This window comes from Polaromonas sp. CF318 (assembly GCF_000282655.1).
GTDB lineage: Bacteria > Pseudomonadota > Gammaproteobacteria > Burkholderiales > Burkholderiaceae_C > Polaromonas.
In genome coordinates, this window is record NZ_AKIV01000011.1 from 28,097 (window position 1) to 44,344 (window position 16,248).

The 16,248-nt window shown below is 68.1% G+C and carries 10 protein-coding genes and 1 pseudogene; 5 read left to right on the forward strand and 6 right to left on the reverse strand.

What is annotated here, in order from left to right:
* Window position 1: 1 nt before the first annotated feature.
* The 6 genes from PMI15_RS01710 to PMI15_RS01735 all read right to left on the reverse strand — a co-directional run bounded on the left by PMI15_RS01710 (window position 2) and on the right by PMI15_RS01735 (window position 4,204).
* Window positions 2-640, reverse strand: a complete 639-nt coding sequence (locus PMI15_RS01710; protein ID WP_007862967.1) for a LysE family translocator — start codon at window positions 638-640, stop codon at window positions 2-4.
* The gene (locus PMI15_RS01715) at window positions 637-1,830 is read right to left on the reverse strand and encodes a PLP-dependent aminotransferase family protein (protein ID WP_036837125.1); all 1,194 of its coding nucleotides are present in this window, start codon (window positions 1,828-1,830) and stop codon (window positions 637-639) included. The genes PMI15_RS01710 and PMI15_RS01715 overlap by 4 nt, the downstream gene beginning before the upstream one ends.
* A gap of 154 nt (window positions 1,831-1,984) precedes the next feature.
* The gene (locus tag PMI15_RS01720; RefSeq protein WP_007862979.1) at window positions 1,985-2,314 is read right to left on the reverse strand and encodes a DHCW motif cupin fold protein; all 330 of its coding nucleotides are present in this window, start codon (window positions 2,312-2,314) and stop codon (window positions 1,985-1,987) included.
* The gene (locus tag PMI15_RS01725; RefSeq protein ID WP_007862981.1) at window positions 2,311-2,658 is read right to left on the reverse strand and encodes an antibiotic biosynthesis monooxygenase; all 348 of its coding nucleotides are present in this window, start codon (window positions 2,656-2,658) and stop codon (window positions 2,311-2,313) included. Before PMI15_RS01725 ends, PMI15_RS01720 begins: the two co-directional genes overlap by 4 nt.
* A complete protein-coding gene (locus PMI15_RS01730) occupies window positions 2,658-3,596 on the reverse strand; it encodes a DMT family transporter (protein WP_007862983.1) in 939 nt (312 codons plus the stop codon). Before PMI15_RS01730 ends, PMI15_RS01725 begins: the two co-directional genes overlap by 1 nt.
* Window positions 3,593-4,204 carry a LysE family translocator gene (locus PMI15_RS01735; RefSeq protein WP_007862985.1) on the reverse strand — a complete coding sequence of 204 codons (612 nt, stop codon included), beginning with the start codon at window positions 4,202-4,204 and terminating at the stop codon, window positions 3,593-3,595. The genes PMI15_RS01730 and PMI15_RS01735 overlap by 4 nt, the downstream gene beginning before the upstream one ends.
* A 130-nt stretch (window positions 4,205-4,334) precedes the next feature.
* Here PMI15_RS01735 and PMI15_RS01740 point away from each other — a divergent pair, with 130 nt between their 5' ends.
* The 5 genes and pseudogenes from PMI15_RS01740 to PMI15_RS01760 all read left to right on the forward strand — a co-directional run.
* Window positions 4,335-5,822: a PLP-dependent aminotransferase family protein gene (locus PMI15_RS01740; protein WP_007862986.1), complete on the forward strand. Its 1,488-nt coding sequence runs from the start codon at window positions 4,335-4,337 to the stop codon at window positions 5,820-5,822.
* A gap of 518 nt (window positions 5,823-6,340) precedes the next feature.
* Window positions 6,341-6,841 carry a hypothetical protein gene (locus PMI15_RS01745; protein ID WP_007862989.1) on the forward strand — a complete coding sequence of 167 codons (501 nt, stop codon included), beginning with the start codon at window positions 6,341-6,343 and terminating at the stop codon, window positions 6,839-6,841.
* Window positions 6,842-6,933: 92 nt separating this feature from the next.
* The gene (locus PMI15_RS01750) at window positions 6,934-9,576 is read left to right on the forward strand and encodes a DUF11 domain-containing protein (protein ID WP_007862990.1); all 2,643 of its coding nucleotides are present in this window, start codon (window positions 6,934-6,936) and stop codon (window positions 9,574-9,576) included.
* Between the two features lie 114 nt (window positions 9,577-9,690).
* Window positions 9,691-15,738 carry an SdrD B-like domain-containing protein gene (locus tag PMI15_RS01755; RefSeq protein ID WP_007862992.1) on the forward strand — a complete coding sequence of 2,016 codons (6,048 nt, stop codon included), beginning with the start codon at window positions 9,691-9,693 and terminating at the stop codon, window positions 15,736-15,738.
* Window positions 15,738-16,248, forward strand: a pseudogene (locus PMI15_RS01760) (hypothetical protein); the annotation flags it as partial. The gene PMI15_RS01755 and the pseudogene PMI15_RS01760, both read left to right, overlap by 1 nt.

Sequence of the window (16,248 nt, forward strand, 5' to 3'; positions counted from 1 at the left end):
GTCAGATTCCTTTGGAAGGTCGGTCGAGGAACAGCAGCCGCAGCGCGAGCCCGGCCATGACAAAAGCCAGCAGGCCGCGCTGGAATTTCGCGGCGCCGGGCCGCGCCTGCAGGCGGCGGCCTATCTGCCCGCTGAAGGCGCCCAGCATGGTGTTGAAGGCCAGCGCCAGCGCCGACAGCAGGACGCCCAGCACCAGCAGCTGCAGCGTGACGTGTCCGCGCGCCGGGTTCACGAACTGCGGCAGGAAAACCATGAAAAACAGCAGCGCTTTCGGGTTCACCAGGTTGTTGAACCAGGCCATGCGCACAATGCGCGCGAAACCGGCGGGCTGGGCCTGCGCGGTATCGCGCGCGCCGGCCGGCCGCAAGGCCTGCCAGGCCAGCCACAGCAGGTAGAGCGCGCCGGCGTAGCGCAGCACATCGAAGGAGGGCGGCCAGGCGGCGACCAGCGCGGTCACACCCGTCGCGGCGCACAGGGTATGCACCAGGTCGGCCGCCGAGATGCCGATGGCCGCCGCGAAGCCGCCGCGCACGCCGTGCGCCAGCCCGTGCGAGAGCACGAAGGCCATGTTGGGGCCGGGCGAGATGAACAGCGCCAGCACCGCCAGCACGAACAGCGACAGCGTGCCCGTGTCCATCATGCGGCCGCGCGCAATTCAGGCAGGCCCGTGGGCAGCTGTTCGCGTATCGCCGCGGCCAGTGCGGCGATGCCGATGTTGATCTGCTCGACGCTGGACGTCACGAAAGACAGGCGCAGGGTGCGGGCGTCGGCATGGTCGGCGTAAAAAGCCCAGCCGGGCACAAAGGCCACGTTGCGCTCCACGGCCTTGGGCAGCAGGTCGATGGCGTTCATGCCTTCGGGCAGGCGCACCCACAAAAACATGCCGCCGGCCGGCGTGTTCCAGCTCACGCCTTCGGGCATGTCGCGCTGCATGGCGGCCAGCATGGCGTCGCGCTGCGATTTGTAGAGCGCGCGTATGGTCGGCACGTGGCGGTCCAGGAAGTTGTTCTTCATGGTCTCGACCACCATGCGCTGGTTGAAGCCGGGCGTGTGCAGGTCGGCGGCCTGCTTGGCCTGCAGCAGCTTGGGGTACAGCGACTTGGGGGCGACCATAAAGCCCAGGCGCAGGCCTGGCGCCAGGATCTTGGAGAAGGAGCCCATGTAGACGCAGCCTTCGGGGTTGCGCGCCGTCAGCGGCAGCGGCGGCGGCGTGTCGAACCACAGGTCGCCGTAGGGGTTGTCCTCGACGATGGGCAGGCCCAGGCGCGCGGCTTCGGCGCTCAGCGCGGCGCGGCGCGCCTCGCTCATGGTGCGGCCGGTCGGGTTCTGGAAGTTGGGCAGCACATAAAAGAAGCGCGCGCCGGCGGCCTTGCTCGCCAGGTCGGCGATGTCCACGCCTTCCTCGTCGCTGGCCACGCCCACGACCTCGGGCTCCATGGGCGTGAAGGCCTGCAGCGCGCCCAGGTAGGTGGGTGTTTCCACCAGCACGCGGCTGCCGGCGTCTATCAGTATCTTGGCGATGAGGTCCAGTCCCTGCTGCGAGCCGGTGGTGATCAGCACCTGCGCCGGATCGACGTCCCAGGGCAGCATGGCGGCCACCATCTCGCGCAACGGCGCATAGCCTTCGCTGGCCGCATACTGCAGCGCCGCATGGCCGTCCTCGCGCAGCACCTTGTCGCAGGCCTCGCGGAAGGCGGCGACGGGGAAGGTCTTGGGCGAGGGCAGGCCGCCGGCGAAGCTGATGATGCCGGGTTTCTCGGTGACCTTGAGGATCTCGCGGATCACCGAGGGGTTCATCTTGTGGGCGCGTTGCGCCTGGGTCCATGTCATGTCGCTCATCTCACTCTCCTCCTTGGGGGCCGCCTCGGGCGGCCCGGCTCACACAATGGTTGAAAAATTCAGGGTGCCGCGGTGCAAGGCTGCCGGGCACGGCAACCATGATCGCAGGCTGGCGGTTTTGCACAAGAGACTTTCATGCGGCCGCTCAATCCACCACAAACAGGGTGGCGCCCAGCGGCGAGGTCGAGCGGTGCGCTTCGGCCTGGTCGGCGACCTGGTAGCTCATGCCGGGCTCCAGCGTGAAGCGGCGGCCGTCCTCGAGTTCGGTATGCAACTGGCCCTGCAGGCACAAGAGGATGTGGCCCTTCTTGCACCAGTGGTCGGACACATAACCTGGCGTGTACTCGACCATGCGCACGCGCACGTCGCCGAATTTCTGCGTGCGCCAGAAGGCCTTGCCTTCCAGGGCCGAATGTTCGGTGCGAGCCACGGTGGACCAGTCGGTGGTGCCGAAAGGGATGTTGGCGATGTTCATGCGGGAACCCCCTGGCCGCGGTCGCGCTGGTTGGGCGTGATGTGTTCGATTTTGCCGTCCCCGTAGGAGCGCAGCACCTGCGAGATGACGATGTGAAAGCCCTTGTACCACTGGGTGTACTGGCGTTTGGCTTCCAGGTGCTTGGGGTGGGCCGAGAAGGCGCGCAGCGCCTCCTGGTTGTCCCAGAAATAGGTCGCGTTGCTGCGCGTGCCGTCGGGCGAGCGCCAGGTTTCCGCGCCCAGGTAGCCCGGGGTGGCACGGGCGGCTTCCTCGATCAGCGCGTCCAGTGCGTGGAAACGCTCGTCATAGGTGCCGGGTTCGAAAATAAAAGAGGCGCAGTACATCAGGTCTTCCGAGGGTGCAGCAACGAAGGGGGCACGGCGGCCGGCTGGTGCACCGGCATTTTTTTGCCGATGAACACGGTGGCGATCACCGCCAGGCCGAAGCCCACGGTCACCGCGTCCAGGCGTTCGCCCAGCAGCGGCACCGCGAACAGCATGGACAAAAACGGCTGCAGCAGCTGCACCTGGCTCACGCGCACCGTGCCGCCCAGCGCCAGGCCGCGGTACCAGGCGAAAAAGCCCAGCCACATCGAAAACACCGCGACGTAGCCAAAGCCCCACCAGGCAGACGCCTTGATGGCACCGGCAGGCCAGCTCAGGGCGGCCAGCGGCAAGGTCAGCGGCAGTGACAACAGCAGCGCCCAGCAGATCACATGTTCAGCCTGCATGCGCTGCGACAACCTGGCGCCGTAGCCATAGCCCACGGCGGCGCACAGCACGGCGGCCAGCAGCAACAGGTCGGCCGGGCTGATGGCCAGGCTGCCGCTGCCGGAGCGCAGCATTGCGAAAGCCACCACCAGCGCGCTGCCCAGGGCGGCGCACAGCCAGAAGCCGGCGGACGGTCGCTGGCGGTGTAGCAAGGCGCCCACGGCGGCGGTGGCCAGCGGCAGGGCGCCGATGATCACGCTGGCGTGCACGGCTTCCACATGGCGCATGGCGATGGAGGTGAAGAGCGGAAAGCCGAAGACCACGCCGCCCGCCGTGGCGGCCAGCGGCCACCAGTCCTCGCGCCGGGGAAAGGGTGCGCGCGTGACCAGCAGGAACACCGCCGAGAGGCCCGCCGCCACCACGGCGCGGCCCAGCGCGATAAAGACGCCCGACATCTGCGGCGCGTCGGGCGTGCCCACGGCCAGCCGCGTCATGGGCAGCGTGACGGAAAAGATCACGATGCCCAGCAGGCCCAGCCACAGGCCTTTCGTGATTTGCGCCTGGGTGTTCATATAAAGAGCATCCAGATGGCGGTGACGACCAGCACGGCAGCCATGGCGTAGTTGAACCGCCGCAGCCGCAGGCCGCTGCCGGCGGGGCCGGAAAGCCAGTCGCGCAGCAGCGAGCCGGCCAGCGCATACACCATGTTGCTCACAAAGGCATACGCCAGCATCACTGGCAGCACGATGGCCAGGCGCAAGGCGGGCGACTCGCGGCCGGCGATCCAGCCGCTGACGATGGCCAGCGCCAGCATCCAGGCCTTGATGTTGACGAACTGCAGCGCCGCGCCCTGCCAGAAGGTGACGCTCAGTCGCGATGCGTCGGCCTGGCTGAGCTGGCGCGATTGGGAAACCTTGAAGGCCAGCCACAGCAGGTAGGCCACGCCGCCGATCTTGACGGCCCAGCTCAGCAGCGGCACCGCCAGCACCAGCGCGCCCAGGCCCAGCGCGCACACCAGCAGCAGCGCGCCCCAGCCCACGGGCACGGCGCAGACAAACGGCAGCGCGCGGCGCAAACCGTGGTTGGCGCCCAGCGCGGTGGACAGCGTGGTGTTGGGTCCGGGCGAAAAACTCATCGCCGTGGCCAGCACCAGTAAAGCCGTAAATTCTTGCCAGTTCATGCTTCCCACTTTATAGTTGAAAGCAGTACACCACCAATACAGTTAGCGGTACAAATTCCAAAACTGTATTGGTCAAATAATCAGCACACCATGCCCTGCCGAGGGCGATGAACAGGAAAAAGGCCGCGCCATGTTGATGAAAGCCGCTTCACAATCCCTGACCGAACAGCTCTCGGCGCGTTTTGCCGAGCGCATACGCAGCCGACTGCTGGCGCCAGGCGCGCGCCTGCCTTCGGTGCGGCTGTGCGCCGAGCAGCAGGGCGTGAGCGTGTCCACCGTGGTGGCCGCGTATGACCAGTTGCTGGCGCAGGGCCTGGTGGTGGCGCGCAAGAACCGCGGTTTTTTTGTGCGCGATGCCTCGCTCAACGCGGCTTCGACGCCCGGTGCCAAGGCCCCGGCAGCGGCGCACGCTGGAAAGCACGGGCCGATGCAGGCGGCCGACCTGGCGCCGCTGGGCGCCTGGAGCACCGCCAGCTGGATGGCCGCGCGCCAGGCGCCGGTCGATGCCACCGCGCTGATACGCGGCATGTTCCACAAGGTCAGCAACAAGCCCCAGCCCGGCATGGGCGTGTTTCCCCCCGACTGGCTGGAAACCACCTTCATGCCCGCGGCCGTGCGCAAGGTCACCAGCGTCAGTGCGCTGCGGGATTTTTCGCTGCAGTACGGCGAACCCATGGGCGACAGCGGTCTGCGCCGCGCGCTGTCGCAGAAATTAAGCGCGCTCAATGTGCATGCCGTGCCCGAGCAGATCATCACCACCGTGGGCGCCACGCACGCGCTGGACATCGTGAGCCGCACGCTGCTGCGCGCCGGCGACTGCGTGATGGTGGAGGAGCCCGGCTGGGCGGTGGAGTTTGCCCGGCTGGACGCCTTGGGCATGCGCATCCTGCCGGTGCCGCGCCGCGCCGACGGCCCCGACCTGGAGGTGATGGCGCAGTACTGCGAGATCCACCAGCCCAAGCTGTTTGTCAGCGTCAGCGTGTTCCACAACCCCACCGGCTACTGCCTCACGCCGGGCAGCGCCCACCGCGTGCTGCAGCTGGCGATGCAGCACAACTTCCACATTGTTGAAGACGACACCTACAGCCACCTGGCGCCCGAACACGCGACCCGGCTGTGCTCGCTGGACGGCCTGCAGCGGACGATTTACGTCAGCGGTTTCGCCAAAATCCTCGCCCCCGGCTGGCGCGTCGGTTTCATGGCCGCGCCGCCCGACCTGGTCGAGCGCCTGCTGGACACCAAGCTGCTGGCCACGCTGACCACACCGGCCCTGCTGGAAAAAGCGCTGGCCTGGTGCATAGACCAGGGCCAGCTGCGCCGCCATGCCGAGCGCATACGCACCCGGCTCGATGCGGCGCGCGCCCGCAGCGTCAAGCTGGCGATTGCCCACGGCTGCCACTTCGCGACCGAGCCCGCCGGCCTGTTCGGCTGGGTGGACACCGGCGTCGATACCGACGCCCTGGCCCAGCGCATGCTCGACGAGGGCTATTTGATCGCCCCGGGAGCGCTGTTCCACGCGGTGCGGGCACCCAGCACGCTGATGCGGATCAATTTTGCGACCACGCAGGAGGCGGCGTTCTGGAAGGTGTTCGCGAGGTTGAGGGATGCGGTGAAATAGCCGGGTCTTGCTCCGGCTGAGCGCGCTCCCTTCCTTCCTCCTCTTTCCTCTTTCCTCTTTTTGGTTCTGCTGGCCGGGTCTCGCCCCGGCGGGGCGAGGCCCGGCCACAACCTCAGCAGAGAACCAAACCGCCGAAACCAAACCCCGGCGGCAAGGGAGCCACAACTCCCTTTTGTAACAACCACCCCGCGCCGCGCGCAAAAAACAAAACCTAGTCCCTAGGGTTTACGTGAATTTGTCACGAAAACCCGTCCTGTGTACTTGTGACTACTTGTAAGACAACAGGATGAAAAATTACAATAAGTCACAGATGCGACCCTAATTCAAACTGCTTTTGCGTGCTTTCTCACGGAAATCTGGGTTTTCTATTTGTTTTTTGGCGAATCGTGATTTAGTCGAGCCAAAAAAGAGCTATCAGTAACATAAAGTTACGTCCAAAGGCCTGTAAGCGCATACAGGCTGCACCGCCAACCACTGGCGCTGTTATCCGCCGACTTGTAACGAAAAGGATGTGAACCATGAAAACAGTTCTGAAATTTTGCATTTTTGCCGCCAGCCTCGCCCTGGGCCAGGGGGTTCTGGCGCAAGCCTCGCCGGTGACGTCCCAGCTGCTGGCGCAACGCGTCGAGATGGTGGCCGGCAAGCCGGTGCTCAAGCCTGCCGGCGACGGCAAGCCGGGCGACGTCCTGCAATACAGCGCCACTTACCGCAACAACGGCAGCGCCGCCGCGGGCAAGCTGCTGGCCACCGTGCCGGTACCGCCCGGTACCACCTTCATCGCCGCCAGCGAGCAGCCCGCCCAGGCCCAGGCCTCCACGGACGGCAGCACCTTCGCGCCCATGCCGCTGACCCGCATGGTCAAGCAGGCTGACGGCAGCACGCGCAAAGAGCCCGTGCCCCTGGCCGACTACCGCGCGCTGCGCTGGGAACTCGGCAGCCTGCCCGCGGGCGCCACCTCAGTGGTCAGCCTGCGCGTGAGCATCGATGCGCCGGCGGTCGCCTCGGCGGCCAAGCCTTGACGGCGGCCGGATCCGTCCGCAGCGCCCTTCCCAGTTTTAGTTGTTAGTTGTCTGTCGATTCACCGTTGTCTTGTAGCCAGGAGAAATACGCCATGTATGCCAACCCCCCGAGTCCGCGGCCCTTAGGGCTGCCGCACTTCTTCACCCACTGGATCGTGGGTTTGTTCGTTGCCTTCGCGCTGGTGATGGCCGGTACGGCGGCGCACGCCGCGCCACCGCCCGCCGGCACGTCGATCAGCAACCAGGCCTCGGCCACGTACTCGGATGCATCGGGCATCACGCGCACGGTGACCTCCAACGTGGTGCAGACCACGGTGCAGCAGATCGCCAGCCTGACGCTGGCCGCCAACGGCGCGCAAAACGCGACGCCGGGCAGCGTGGTGTACTACCCGCATACCCTGACCAACACGGGTAACGGCACGGACACCTTCAACCTGACCACCAGCAACACCGGTGCCTTCTCGATGGCGAGCGTGCAGATCTTCGCCGACAACGGCAGCGGTTCGCCCACGGGCCCCGCCATCACCTCGACCGGCGCACTGGCCGCGGGCGGCCAGTTCAAGTACATCGTGGTTGCCACGCTCCCGGGCACGGCCACGGCGACGCAGACCAACACCATCACGGTGACCGGCACCAGCGTGTTCGACCCGACCAAGACCCAGTCGAACACCGACGTGACAACGGCCACGACAAATGCGGTGGTGACGCTGACCAAGTCGGCCAGCGTGTCCAGCGGCTCGGCCGGCACGGCCATCACCTATACCCTGACCTATACGAACACCGGTAACAGCACGGCCACCGCCGTGGCGATCACCGACGTTCTGCCGGCAGGCCTGACCTACACCGCGGGCTCCGCACGCTGGAGCGTGACCGGCGCCACGGCGCTGAGTGACAGCGGCGGCTCCAGCGGCTCCGCGCCCAACACCCTGACGTCGGGCTACACCCTGGGCACCAAGACCCTGCTGGTCACGCTCAACCAGGTGACGGCCGGCCAGTCGGGCACCATCAGCTTCGGCGTGACTGTTGCCAACGGTACCGCACCCGGCGTGTTGAACAACACCGCGACGACCTCCTACAACAACGGCGCCACCACGGTGACGGGCGGCTCCAACACCGTGCCCTTCACGGTGCTGCAGACCGCCGCCGTGACGCTGACCGGCACCACGGTGCCCGGCCCGGCCGCGCCCGGCTCGACGGTGAGCTTCACCAACACGGTGACCAACACCGGCAACGGCTCCGACACCTTCAACATCACGCTGAGCACGGGCAACTTCCCGGCCGGCACGACCTTCCAGCTGTTCAAGAGCGACGGCGTCACGCCGCTGGTCGACACCAACAGCGACGGCACGGTCGACACCGGCCCCCTGGCTGCCGGCGCCACCTACAACGTGATCCTGAAGGCCACGCTGCCGCCGAACGCGACCAACACCGGCGCGCCTTTCATCGTCACCAAGACGGCCACCTCCGTGTTCGACCCGACCAAGTCGGCCAACACCCCCGATCAGCTGACCACCGTGGCCAATGCAGCGGTCGACGCCACCAACAACCTGCCGACCGCGGTGGGTGTTCCCGGCGTGGGCGTGTTCGCCAACGGTGAAGGCGCGGCACAGGTCACCAACACGCTGAACCCCGGCGCCTCGACGGTCTTCACCATCGTGGCCAACAACACCGGCCCTTCGCCGGACAGCTACAACCTGGGCGCCAGCACGGTGAACACCTTCGCCAGCGTGACGCTGCCGGCCGGCTGGACGGTCAGCTTCCGCGCCGACGGCGGCGCGGGCAACTGCTCGACCACGGGCGCCACCATCACCAACACCGGCTCCGTGGCCTCCGGCGGCAACGTCGTGGTCTGCGCGGTGGTCGGTGTGCCGGCCGGCTTCGCGGCAGGCACCACGCAGCTGTACTTCCGCACGCTGTCGCCCACGTCGAACGCTTCGGACACGTTGCATGACGCGGTGGTCGTGAACGCCGTGCGTTCCATCACCCTGACGCCCAACGGCGCCGGCCAGACCTACCCCGGCGGCTCCTACGTTTACAGCCACACCCTGACCAACACCGGCAACGTGCTGGAAGGCAACGGCACGGTCAGCACGGTAACCCTTGCCGGCGCCGACAACCAGGCCGGCTGGACTTCCGCGCTGTACTACGACGCCAACGCCAACGGCGTGCTCGACGCGACCGACCCGCAGATCAGCAGCACCCTGCATGCCGCGGGCGTCCTGCCCGCGGGCCTGGCACCCGGCGCAGCGATCACCGTGTTCAACAAGGTGATCGCACCGAGCGGCGCGACCCCCGGCGCGGTGGATGCCACGACCATCACGGTCACGACCAGCAACGGCAGCTACGTGACGACGATCCCCGCAGTGGCCACCGCCATTGACAGCACCACCGTCATCGCCGGCAACCTGACCCTGTCCAAGGCGCAATCCCTGGACACGGCCTGCGCCGGCGCCAACGGCGGCACGGTTTACGCGGCGGCCACCCTGAGCGCCCGTCCCAACCAGTGCGTGCTGTACCAGATCACGGTGACCAATGTGGGATCCGCGAATGCGACCTCCGTCGTCGTGTCCGACGCGACGCCGAGCTACACCACCCTGAGCAGCGCCGCTGCCAGCACGGTGGGCACCGTCACCGGCCCCGCCGCGGGCGCGGCCGGCACCGTCACCGCAACGATCGGCACCCTGACCCCCGGTCAGTCGGCTGTCGTGACTTTCGGTGTGCGCATCAACCCCTAACCCGGGACTGAACTCCAGCGCGGGAAGCGAAAGCTTCCCCGCTTTTCCAAGGGCACGGCCGCGTGCCCTTTGGAAAGCGACGCCCTGCCGCAACCCACCACCCACCCAGCCCACATGCTTTTTCGCCCGCTGCGCAAACTGCTGATTTCCTGCATGTTGCTGCTCTTCTGGGCAGCCGCACAGGCAGCGCCGACCCCGGTGGGGACGGTGATCAGCAACACGGCCAGCGCCACGTTTGTGGACGCCGCGACGGGCCTGTCGGTGCGCATCAATTCCAACACCGTGAACACCACGGTGGCGGCGCTGGAAGCGCTCACGCTGAACGCCAGCCAGAACCTGCTGATCGGCGTCGGCTCCTCCTTCACCATCAGCCACAACCTGGCCAACACCGGCAACACCGCCACCAACTACCTGGTGACCGCCAGCGTGGCCGGCGGCAGCGCTTTCACGCCGCTGAACCTGCAGGTGGTGCTGGACGTCAACGGCAACGGCCTGGTCGATGCCGGCGAGCCCGTGGTGCCCGCCGGCGGCGTGGTGCCGGTGGCCGTCGGCGCCACCGCGGGCCTGTTGATCACCGGCCAGATCCCGGCCGGCGCGGTGCCGGGGCAAACCGCGCAGCTCAGCCTGCGCGCGGTCAGCCAGCTGCAAAGCGCCACGGCCACCAACACCGACACCCTCAACCTGACCAACGGCGCGGCCGTGCAGGTCAGCTACGCGGCCAGTGCCGCCACCGCGACCCAGGGCGTGGCGCTCAATTTCACGGCCAGGGCCACCAACAACGGCAACATGGCGGCCAGCCCCACCAATGTGAGCGTCAACGGCGCGCCCGCCGCGCTGTTCATCCTGCGCGCGCCGGTGCCGGTGAACACCGCCTTCACCTCGGCCCAGCCCGCCACCAACCCCGGCGCGCAGACCCTGTACCACCTGACGGGCGCCGCGGCCGGCAGCTACGTCAGCGCGGTGCCGGCCGGCGCCGTTGTGGATGCCGTGGCCTGGGCCATCGCCACCTTGCCGCAGGGCGGGCTGTTCCAGGGCCAGTTCAGCGTCATGGTGAATTCGAACGCGGCCGGCAACGTGAGCGGCGCCGCCTATGCCGACTGGACCGACGCCGCCGCCCCGCTGACCACGGCCAGCAACACGGTGGTGCTGCCGCTGCCCGCGCATGCCGCCGGCATCTTCTTCTATACCAACAACAGCTATACCAACCGCGCCACCCAGAGCATTCCCGGCAATGCGCTGTTCGTGCAGACCGACGCCTCCATCTGCAATGCCGACCCTTCCACGGTAGGCACGGTGCCTGTCACCATCGTGAGCCAGCTCACCGGCGATTCGGAAACCTACACGGCCGTGGAAACCGGGCCCAATACCGGCGTGTTCCGCATCCTGCCCAGTGTCCCCACCGCGAATGCGGCCACGCACATCGTGGCCTCGGGCGACGGCATCCTCGAAGTGCTGCGCAACGACACCGTGACCGCCACCATCACCGCCTGCGGCGGCATCTCGGTGTCGGCCACCACCACGCTGCTGGTGGATCCGTCGGGCACCGTCTACAACTCCACGACCAACCAGCCGATCGCCGGCGCCACCGTGCAGCTGATCGACGTCACCGGCGCGGGCAACGGCGGCACCCCCGGCGGGCCGGCCGTGGTGTTCCAGATGGACGGCATCACGCCGGCGCCCAGCGTGGTCGTGACGGCGGCCGACGGTTTTTATGAGTTCCCGCTGGTGCTCAACAGCACCTACCGCCTGGTGATCACGCCGCCGGCCGGCTTTACCTATCCCTCGCGCATTCCGGCCGCGCTGCAGCCGGCCGGCCGGCTGATAGACACGCCGGGCTCCTTCGGCGGCAATTTCCTGGTGGCCGGCGTGGCGGTGCATTTCGACGTGCCCATGGATCCCGGCGCCACCGCCGGCGGCCTGTTTATCCAGAAAACCGCCAACAAAAAAACCGCCGAGATCGGCGACTTTGTCGATTACTCGGTCAAGCTGAACAACGTCTCGGCCGCGCCGCTGCCGGCCACCGTGGTCAGCGACAGCCTGCCGGCCGGCTTCGCCTATGTGCGCGGCACGGCGCGCCTGAACGGCGCGGCGTTGGCCGATCCGGCAGGCGGCGCCGGCCCCAGCCTGCAGTTCGCCGTGGGCACGCTGGCCGCCGGCGCGCAGCCCGTGCTGACTTACCGCGTGCGCGTGGGCGCGGGCAGCCAGAGCGGCAACGGCATCAACACGGCCCAGGCCGCCAGCGGCGCGGTGCGCTCCAACAGCTCCAGCGTGCGCGTGCAGGTGGTGGGCGGCGTGTTTTCCAACAAGGCGTATGTGATCGGCAAGGTGTTCGCTGACTGCAGCAGGAACGGCGTGCAGGACGCCGGCGAGCCGGGCATTCCGGGCGTGCGCATCTACCTCGAAGACGGCACCTATGCCGTGACCGACGAAGAGGGCAAGTACAGCTTCTACGGCCTGGAGTCGCGCACCCATGTGGCCAAAGTCGACAACATCACGCTGCCCGCGGGCGCCACGCTGGCCGTGCTGAACAACCGCAATGCCTTCGATGCCGGCAGCCGCTTTGCGGACCTCACCAACGGCGAATTGCACAAGGCCGACTTCGCCATCGCCGAGTGCTCGCCCGGCATTCGCGAGCAGATCGCGGCGCGCCGCAAGGCGCTGGGCAATGCGTCGGAAATCACCCAGGCCGCAGGCACGCTGCTGCAGGCCAACCGCGGCGCCGCCGCGGCCGACAGCCGCACGCTGCCGGCCAGCGGCGCGATGGGACTGCCGGGCGCGCAGCAAAACAATGCCGGCAGCAATGCCGTGGCGGCGGCGCCCCTGCCGGGTACCCTGGGCGCCGTCGGCGACACGGGTGGCCCCACCGCGCCCAATGCCCGCCTGCCCAAGCCCATCTACACGCCGGCCAGCGTGGAGCCGGCGCAGCCCGCCGCACCCGCCGGCGCCGAGGCGCCCGCGGCCGAACAGGTGTTGCAGCCGCTGGAAGACCTGCTGCCGGAGCTGGACGGCACGACCGGTTTTGTGGGACTGGTCGACGAACAGCTGCTGCCGGTGGCGCAGACCCGGGTCCGCGTGAAGGGTCCGCTGGGCGCACGCTTTGAACTCACCGTCAACGGCCAGCCCGTGCCCGCGACGCAGGTCGGCAAGAAGAGCAGCCTGGAGAAAAACAAGGTCCTGGCCTGGGAATACATAGGCGTGGACCTCAAGCCCGGCCGCAACACCCTGGCCGTGCGCGCCCTCGACGGTTTCGGCAATGCCCGCGGCACGGCGCAGATCACGGTGCGCGTGCCCGGTGCGCTGGCCAAGATCGAGGTCGCCGCGCCCGCGCAGTTGATCGCCGACGGCGCCACTGCCGTGCCCGTGACCATTTCGCTGCGCGACGCGCAAGGCCTGCCCGTGGCCGTGCGCACCCAGGTCAGCCTGCAGGCCAGCCAGGGCCAGTGGCAGACGCCCGACCTCGACGCGCGCCAGCCCGGCACCCAGGTGTTTGTCGAAGGCGGCGAAGGCCGCTTCCTGCTGCTGCCGCCGGCCCAGCCCGGCAAGGCCGAACTCACCATCACCAGCGGCACCGTCAAGTCCGTGTCGCCCATCGAGTTCATGCCCAACCTGCGGCCCATGATCGCCGCCGGCATCGTGGAAGGCACGATCAACCTGCGCAGCCTCAACCCTTCGGCGCTGCGGCCCGCGCAAAGCGGCGACGTGTTCGAGCGCCAGATCCAGAGCACCTCGCGCGGCTTCTCCGGCGGCAAGGGCGAGGCCGCCGCGCGCACGGCGCTGTTCCTCAAGGGCAAGGTGCTGGGCTCCTCGCTGCTGACGCTGGCCTACGACTCCGACAAGCCTGGCGACACGGCGCTGTTCCGCGACATCCAGCCCGGCCAGTTCTACCCGGTCTACGGCGACTCGTCGGCGCGCGGCTTTGACGCGCAGTCCACCGGCAAGCTCTATGTGATGCTGCAAAACGGCAGCAACTACGCGCTGCTGGGCGACTACTCGACCCAGACCGACAACCAGGCGCGCCAGCTCACGCAGTATTCGCGCGCGCTGAACGGCGTGAAGGGCCGCTACCAGGACGGCGCGGTCACGGTGGAAGGCTTTGCCAGCCGCACCGCCACCACGCAGCTGGTGCAGGAATTCCGTGCCAACGGCACCTCCGGCCCCTTCCTGCTGAACATCAACGGCGTGGTCAACAGCCAGCAGGTCAACATCCTGACGCGCAACCGCAGCCAGGCCTCGGTCATCGTCAACGACACGCCGCTTACGCAGTTCACCGACTACGAGATCGAGCCCATGAGCGGCCGGCTGCTGCTCAAGGCGCCGGTGCCCAGCGTGGACCCCGACCTCAACCCCATCTTCGTGCGCGTGAGCTACTCGGTCGATTCCGGCGGCGCCAAACACACGGTCGCCGGCGCCGATGCCCGCGTGCAGGTCACGCCGGCCGTGACGCTGGGCGCTTCGACGCTGCGCGACACCGACCCGGCCAACCGCCAGAACCTGGACGGCCTCAACGTGACGGCCAAGCTCGGCGAGAAGACCGTGGCCACCGGCGAGATCGCGCGCAGCAGCACCGACCTGCAGGGCAGCGGCTCGGGCCAGCGCGTCGAGATCCGCCACGAAGACCAGGCGCTGCAGGCGCGCGTCTGGGGCGCCAAGACCAGCGCCGGTTTCTACAACCCCAACAGCGTGCAGTCGGCCGGCCAGTCCGAATACGGTGCCAAGATCGGCTACGCGCTGGACGAGAAGAACCGCGTGGTCGGCGAAGCGCTGCGCACCGCCAACAGCGTGACCGGCGCGTCGCAGACCGGCGCCGAGCTCAAGCTGGAGCACAGCATGGCCGGCAACGTCAAGGTGGAAGTCGGCGTGCGCTACAGCGCCGCCAACACGGCCGCAGCCCTGTCCGGCCCGGCCCTGCCGGGCTCCACCCAGCCGATCGTTCCCTCGGCCACGGCGCTGGCGGCGGGATCCTCCGAAGAAGTCGGCACCACCACCGCGCGCGTCAAGGTGACGGTGCCCGTGCCCGACGTGCCGCAGGCCGACGTCTACGGCCTGGCCGAGTACGCCATCGACGGCAGCGGCGGCCGCGAAGTCGGCGTCGGCGGCAACTACGCCATCAACTCGACGACGCGCCTGTATGCGCGCCACGACTTCATCAACAGCCTCAAGAGCATTTACACGCTCAACGCCTCGACCTCGCAGTACACCACCGTCGCCGGCATCAACACCGAACTGACGGACAGCACGCAGCTGTTCAACGAATACCGCATGGGCGACAGCATCAACGGCCGCACCAGCGAAGCCGCCCTGGGCCTGCGCCGGCTCTGGCGCCTGGACAACGGCGTTGGCCTGACGGCCAGCGTGCAGCGCATCAAGCCGATTTCCGGCGTGGTGGTCGACGACTCCAGCGCCGTGACGCTGGGCGCCGATTACACCGCCGCCGCCACCTGGAAGGCCTCGGGCCAGCTGCAGTGGCAGACTTCGACCAACTCGAGCAGCTGGCTGCTCACCGGCGCGCTGGCCAACAAGCTGGACGACAGCTGGACATTGCTCAACCGCGGCCTTTACAGCGAGCAGTCCAACCTCGGCGCCGGCGGCGGCAAGCGCGAGCTCATCACCGCGCAGTCCGGCGTGGCTTACCGCCCGGTCGATACCGATAAGTGGAATGCCCTGGGCCGCATCGAATACAAAAAAGATTCCGACAGCACTCTGGGCCCGGGCCTGAGCCGCGACGAGTCCGGCCTGATCCTGTCCACCCACCTCAACGTGCAGCCCAACCGCCACTGGACCATGAGCGGGCGTTACGCCGCCAAGTGGGGCAGCGACCGCTCCAACGGCATCAGCAGCCGCTCCTTCACGCAGCTGATCGGCGGGCGCTCCACCTGGGACCTGACCGAGCGCTGGGACGTGAGCCTGCAGGCCTACCGCTTGTGGGGCAACGGCGCCGCCGAAACCGCCGTGGGCGCGGAAGTCGGCTACCTCGCCTGGAAGAACATGTGGGTGTCGGTGGGCTACAACGTCAAGGGTTTCAAGGCCGCGGACATGGCGGGCGAGGCCTATACCCAGCGCGGCCTCTATCTGCGTGTACGCTTCAAGTTTGACGAGAACGTTTTCGGCGAGCCTTCCGGCGCGGCCGCGGCGTCTCCTTCCCGCACGGCGGCCCTCCAATAATGATGCTTCTTCAGTGCCCCGTTTTCCGTTTGCCGCGCAAGCCGGTGTTTTCACGCGGCCCGGCTCGCGCCGCATGGGCCGCCGCCTTGCTGCTGCTGGCCGCGCCCTGGGCGGCGGCGCAGACGACTTTTAATTACACCGGCGCGGTGCAGACCTACACCGTGCCCGCAGGCGCGGGCGGGGTGACTATCCAGGCCAACGGCGCGGGCGGCGGCAGCGGCGGCAACGACTCCAATGGCTGGGGCGGCGCAGGCGGCGCGGGTGCGCGGGCCACCGGCACTTACTATGCGGCACCGGGAACGGTGCTGAATATTTATGTGGGGCAAGGCGGCCGGGCGGGCAACACCTCGCAAGGGGCCTTCACCTGCGCCAACGCTGCCGGCGCGGGCGGCCTGGCCGGCGGTGCCACAGGGTTTGCGGGCGGCTCCGGCGGCCAGGCCGGTTGCGATGGCTGGTCCGGCGGCGGCGCCGGCGGGGGAGCGGCCAGTGTGGTGGCCACGGCCGCCAATG

Excerpts from the sequence above, each read along its gene's own strand:
- PMI15_RS01720 (WP_007862979.1), bottom strand. The coding sequence starts at position 2,314 with ATGAACATCGCCAACATCCCTTTCGGCACCACCGACTGGTCCACCGTG.
- PMI15_RS01730 (WP_007862983.1), bottom strand. The coding sequence starts at position 3,596 with ATGAACACCCAGGCGCAAATCACGAAAGGCCTGTGGCTGGGCCTGCTG.
- PMI15_RS01715 (WP_036837125.1), bottom strand. The coding sequence starts at position 1,830 with ATGACATGGACCCAGGCGCAACGCGCCCACAAGATGAACCCCTCGGTG.
- PMI15_RS01735 (WP_007862985.1), bottom strand. The coding sequence starts at position 4,204 with ATGAACTGGCAAGAATTTACGGCTTTACTGGTGCTGGCCACGGCGATG.
- PMI15_RS01710 (WP_007862967.1), bottom strand. The coding sequence starts at position 640 with ATGATGGACACGGGCACGCTGTCGCTGTTCGTGCTGGCGGTGCTGGCG.
- PMI15_RS01725 (WP_007862981.1), bottom strand. The coding sequence starts at position 2,658 with ATGTACTGCGCCTCTTTTATTTTCGAACCCGGCACCTATGACGAGCGT.
- PMI15_RS01750 (WP_007862990.1), top strand. The coding sequence starts at position 6,934 with ATGTATGCCAACCCCCCGAGTCCGCGGCCCTTAGGGCTGCCGCACTTC.
- PMI15_RS01740 (WP_007862986.1), top strand. The coding sequence starts at position 4,335 with ATGTTGATGAAAGCCGCTTCACAATCCCTGACCGAACAGCTCTCGGCG.
- PMI15_RS01745 (WP_007862989.1), top strand. The coding sequence starts at position 6,341 with ATGAAAACAGTTCTGAAATTTTGCATTTTTGCCGCCAGCCTCGCCCTG.
- PMI15_RS01755 (WP_007862992.1), top strand. The coding sequence starts at position 9,691 with ATGCTTTTTCGCCCGCTGCGCAAACTGCTGATTTCCTGCATGTTGCTG.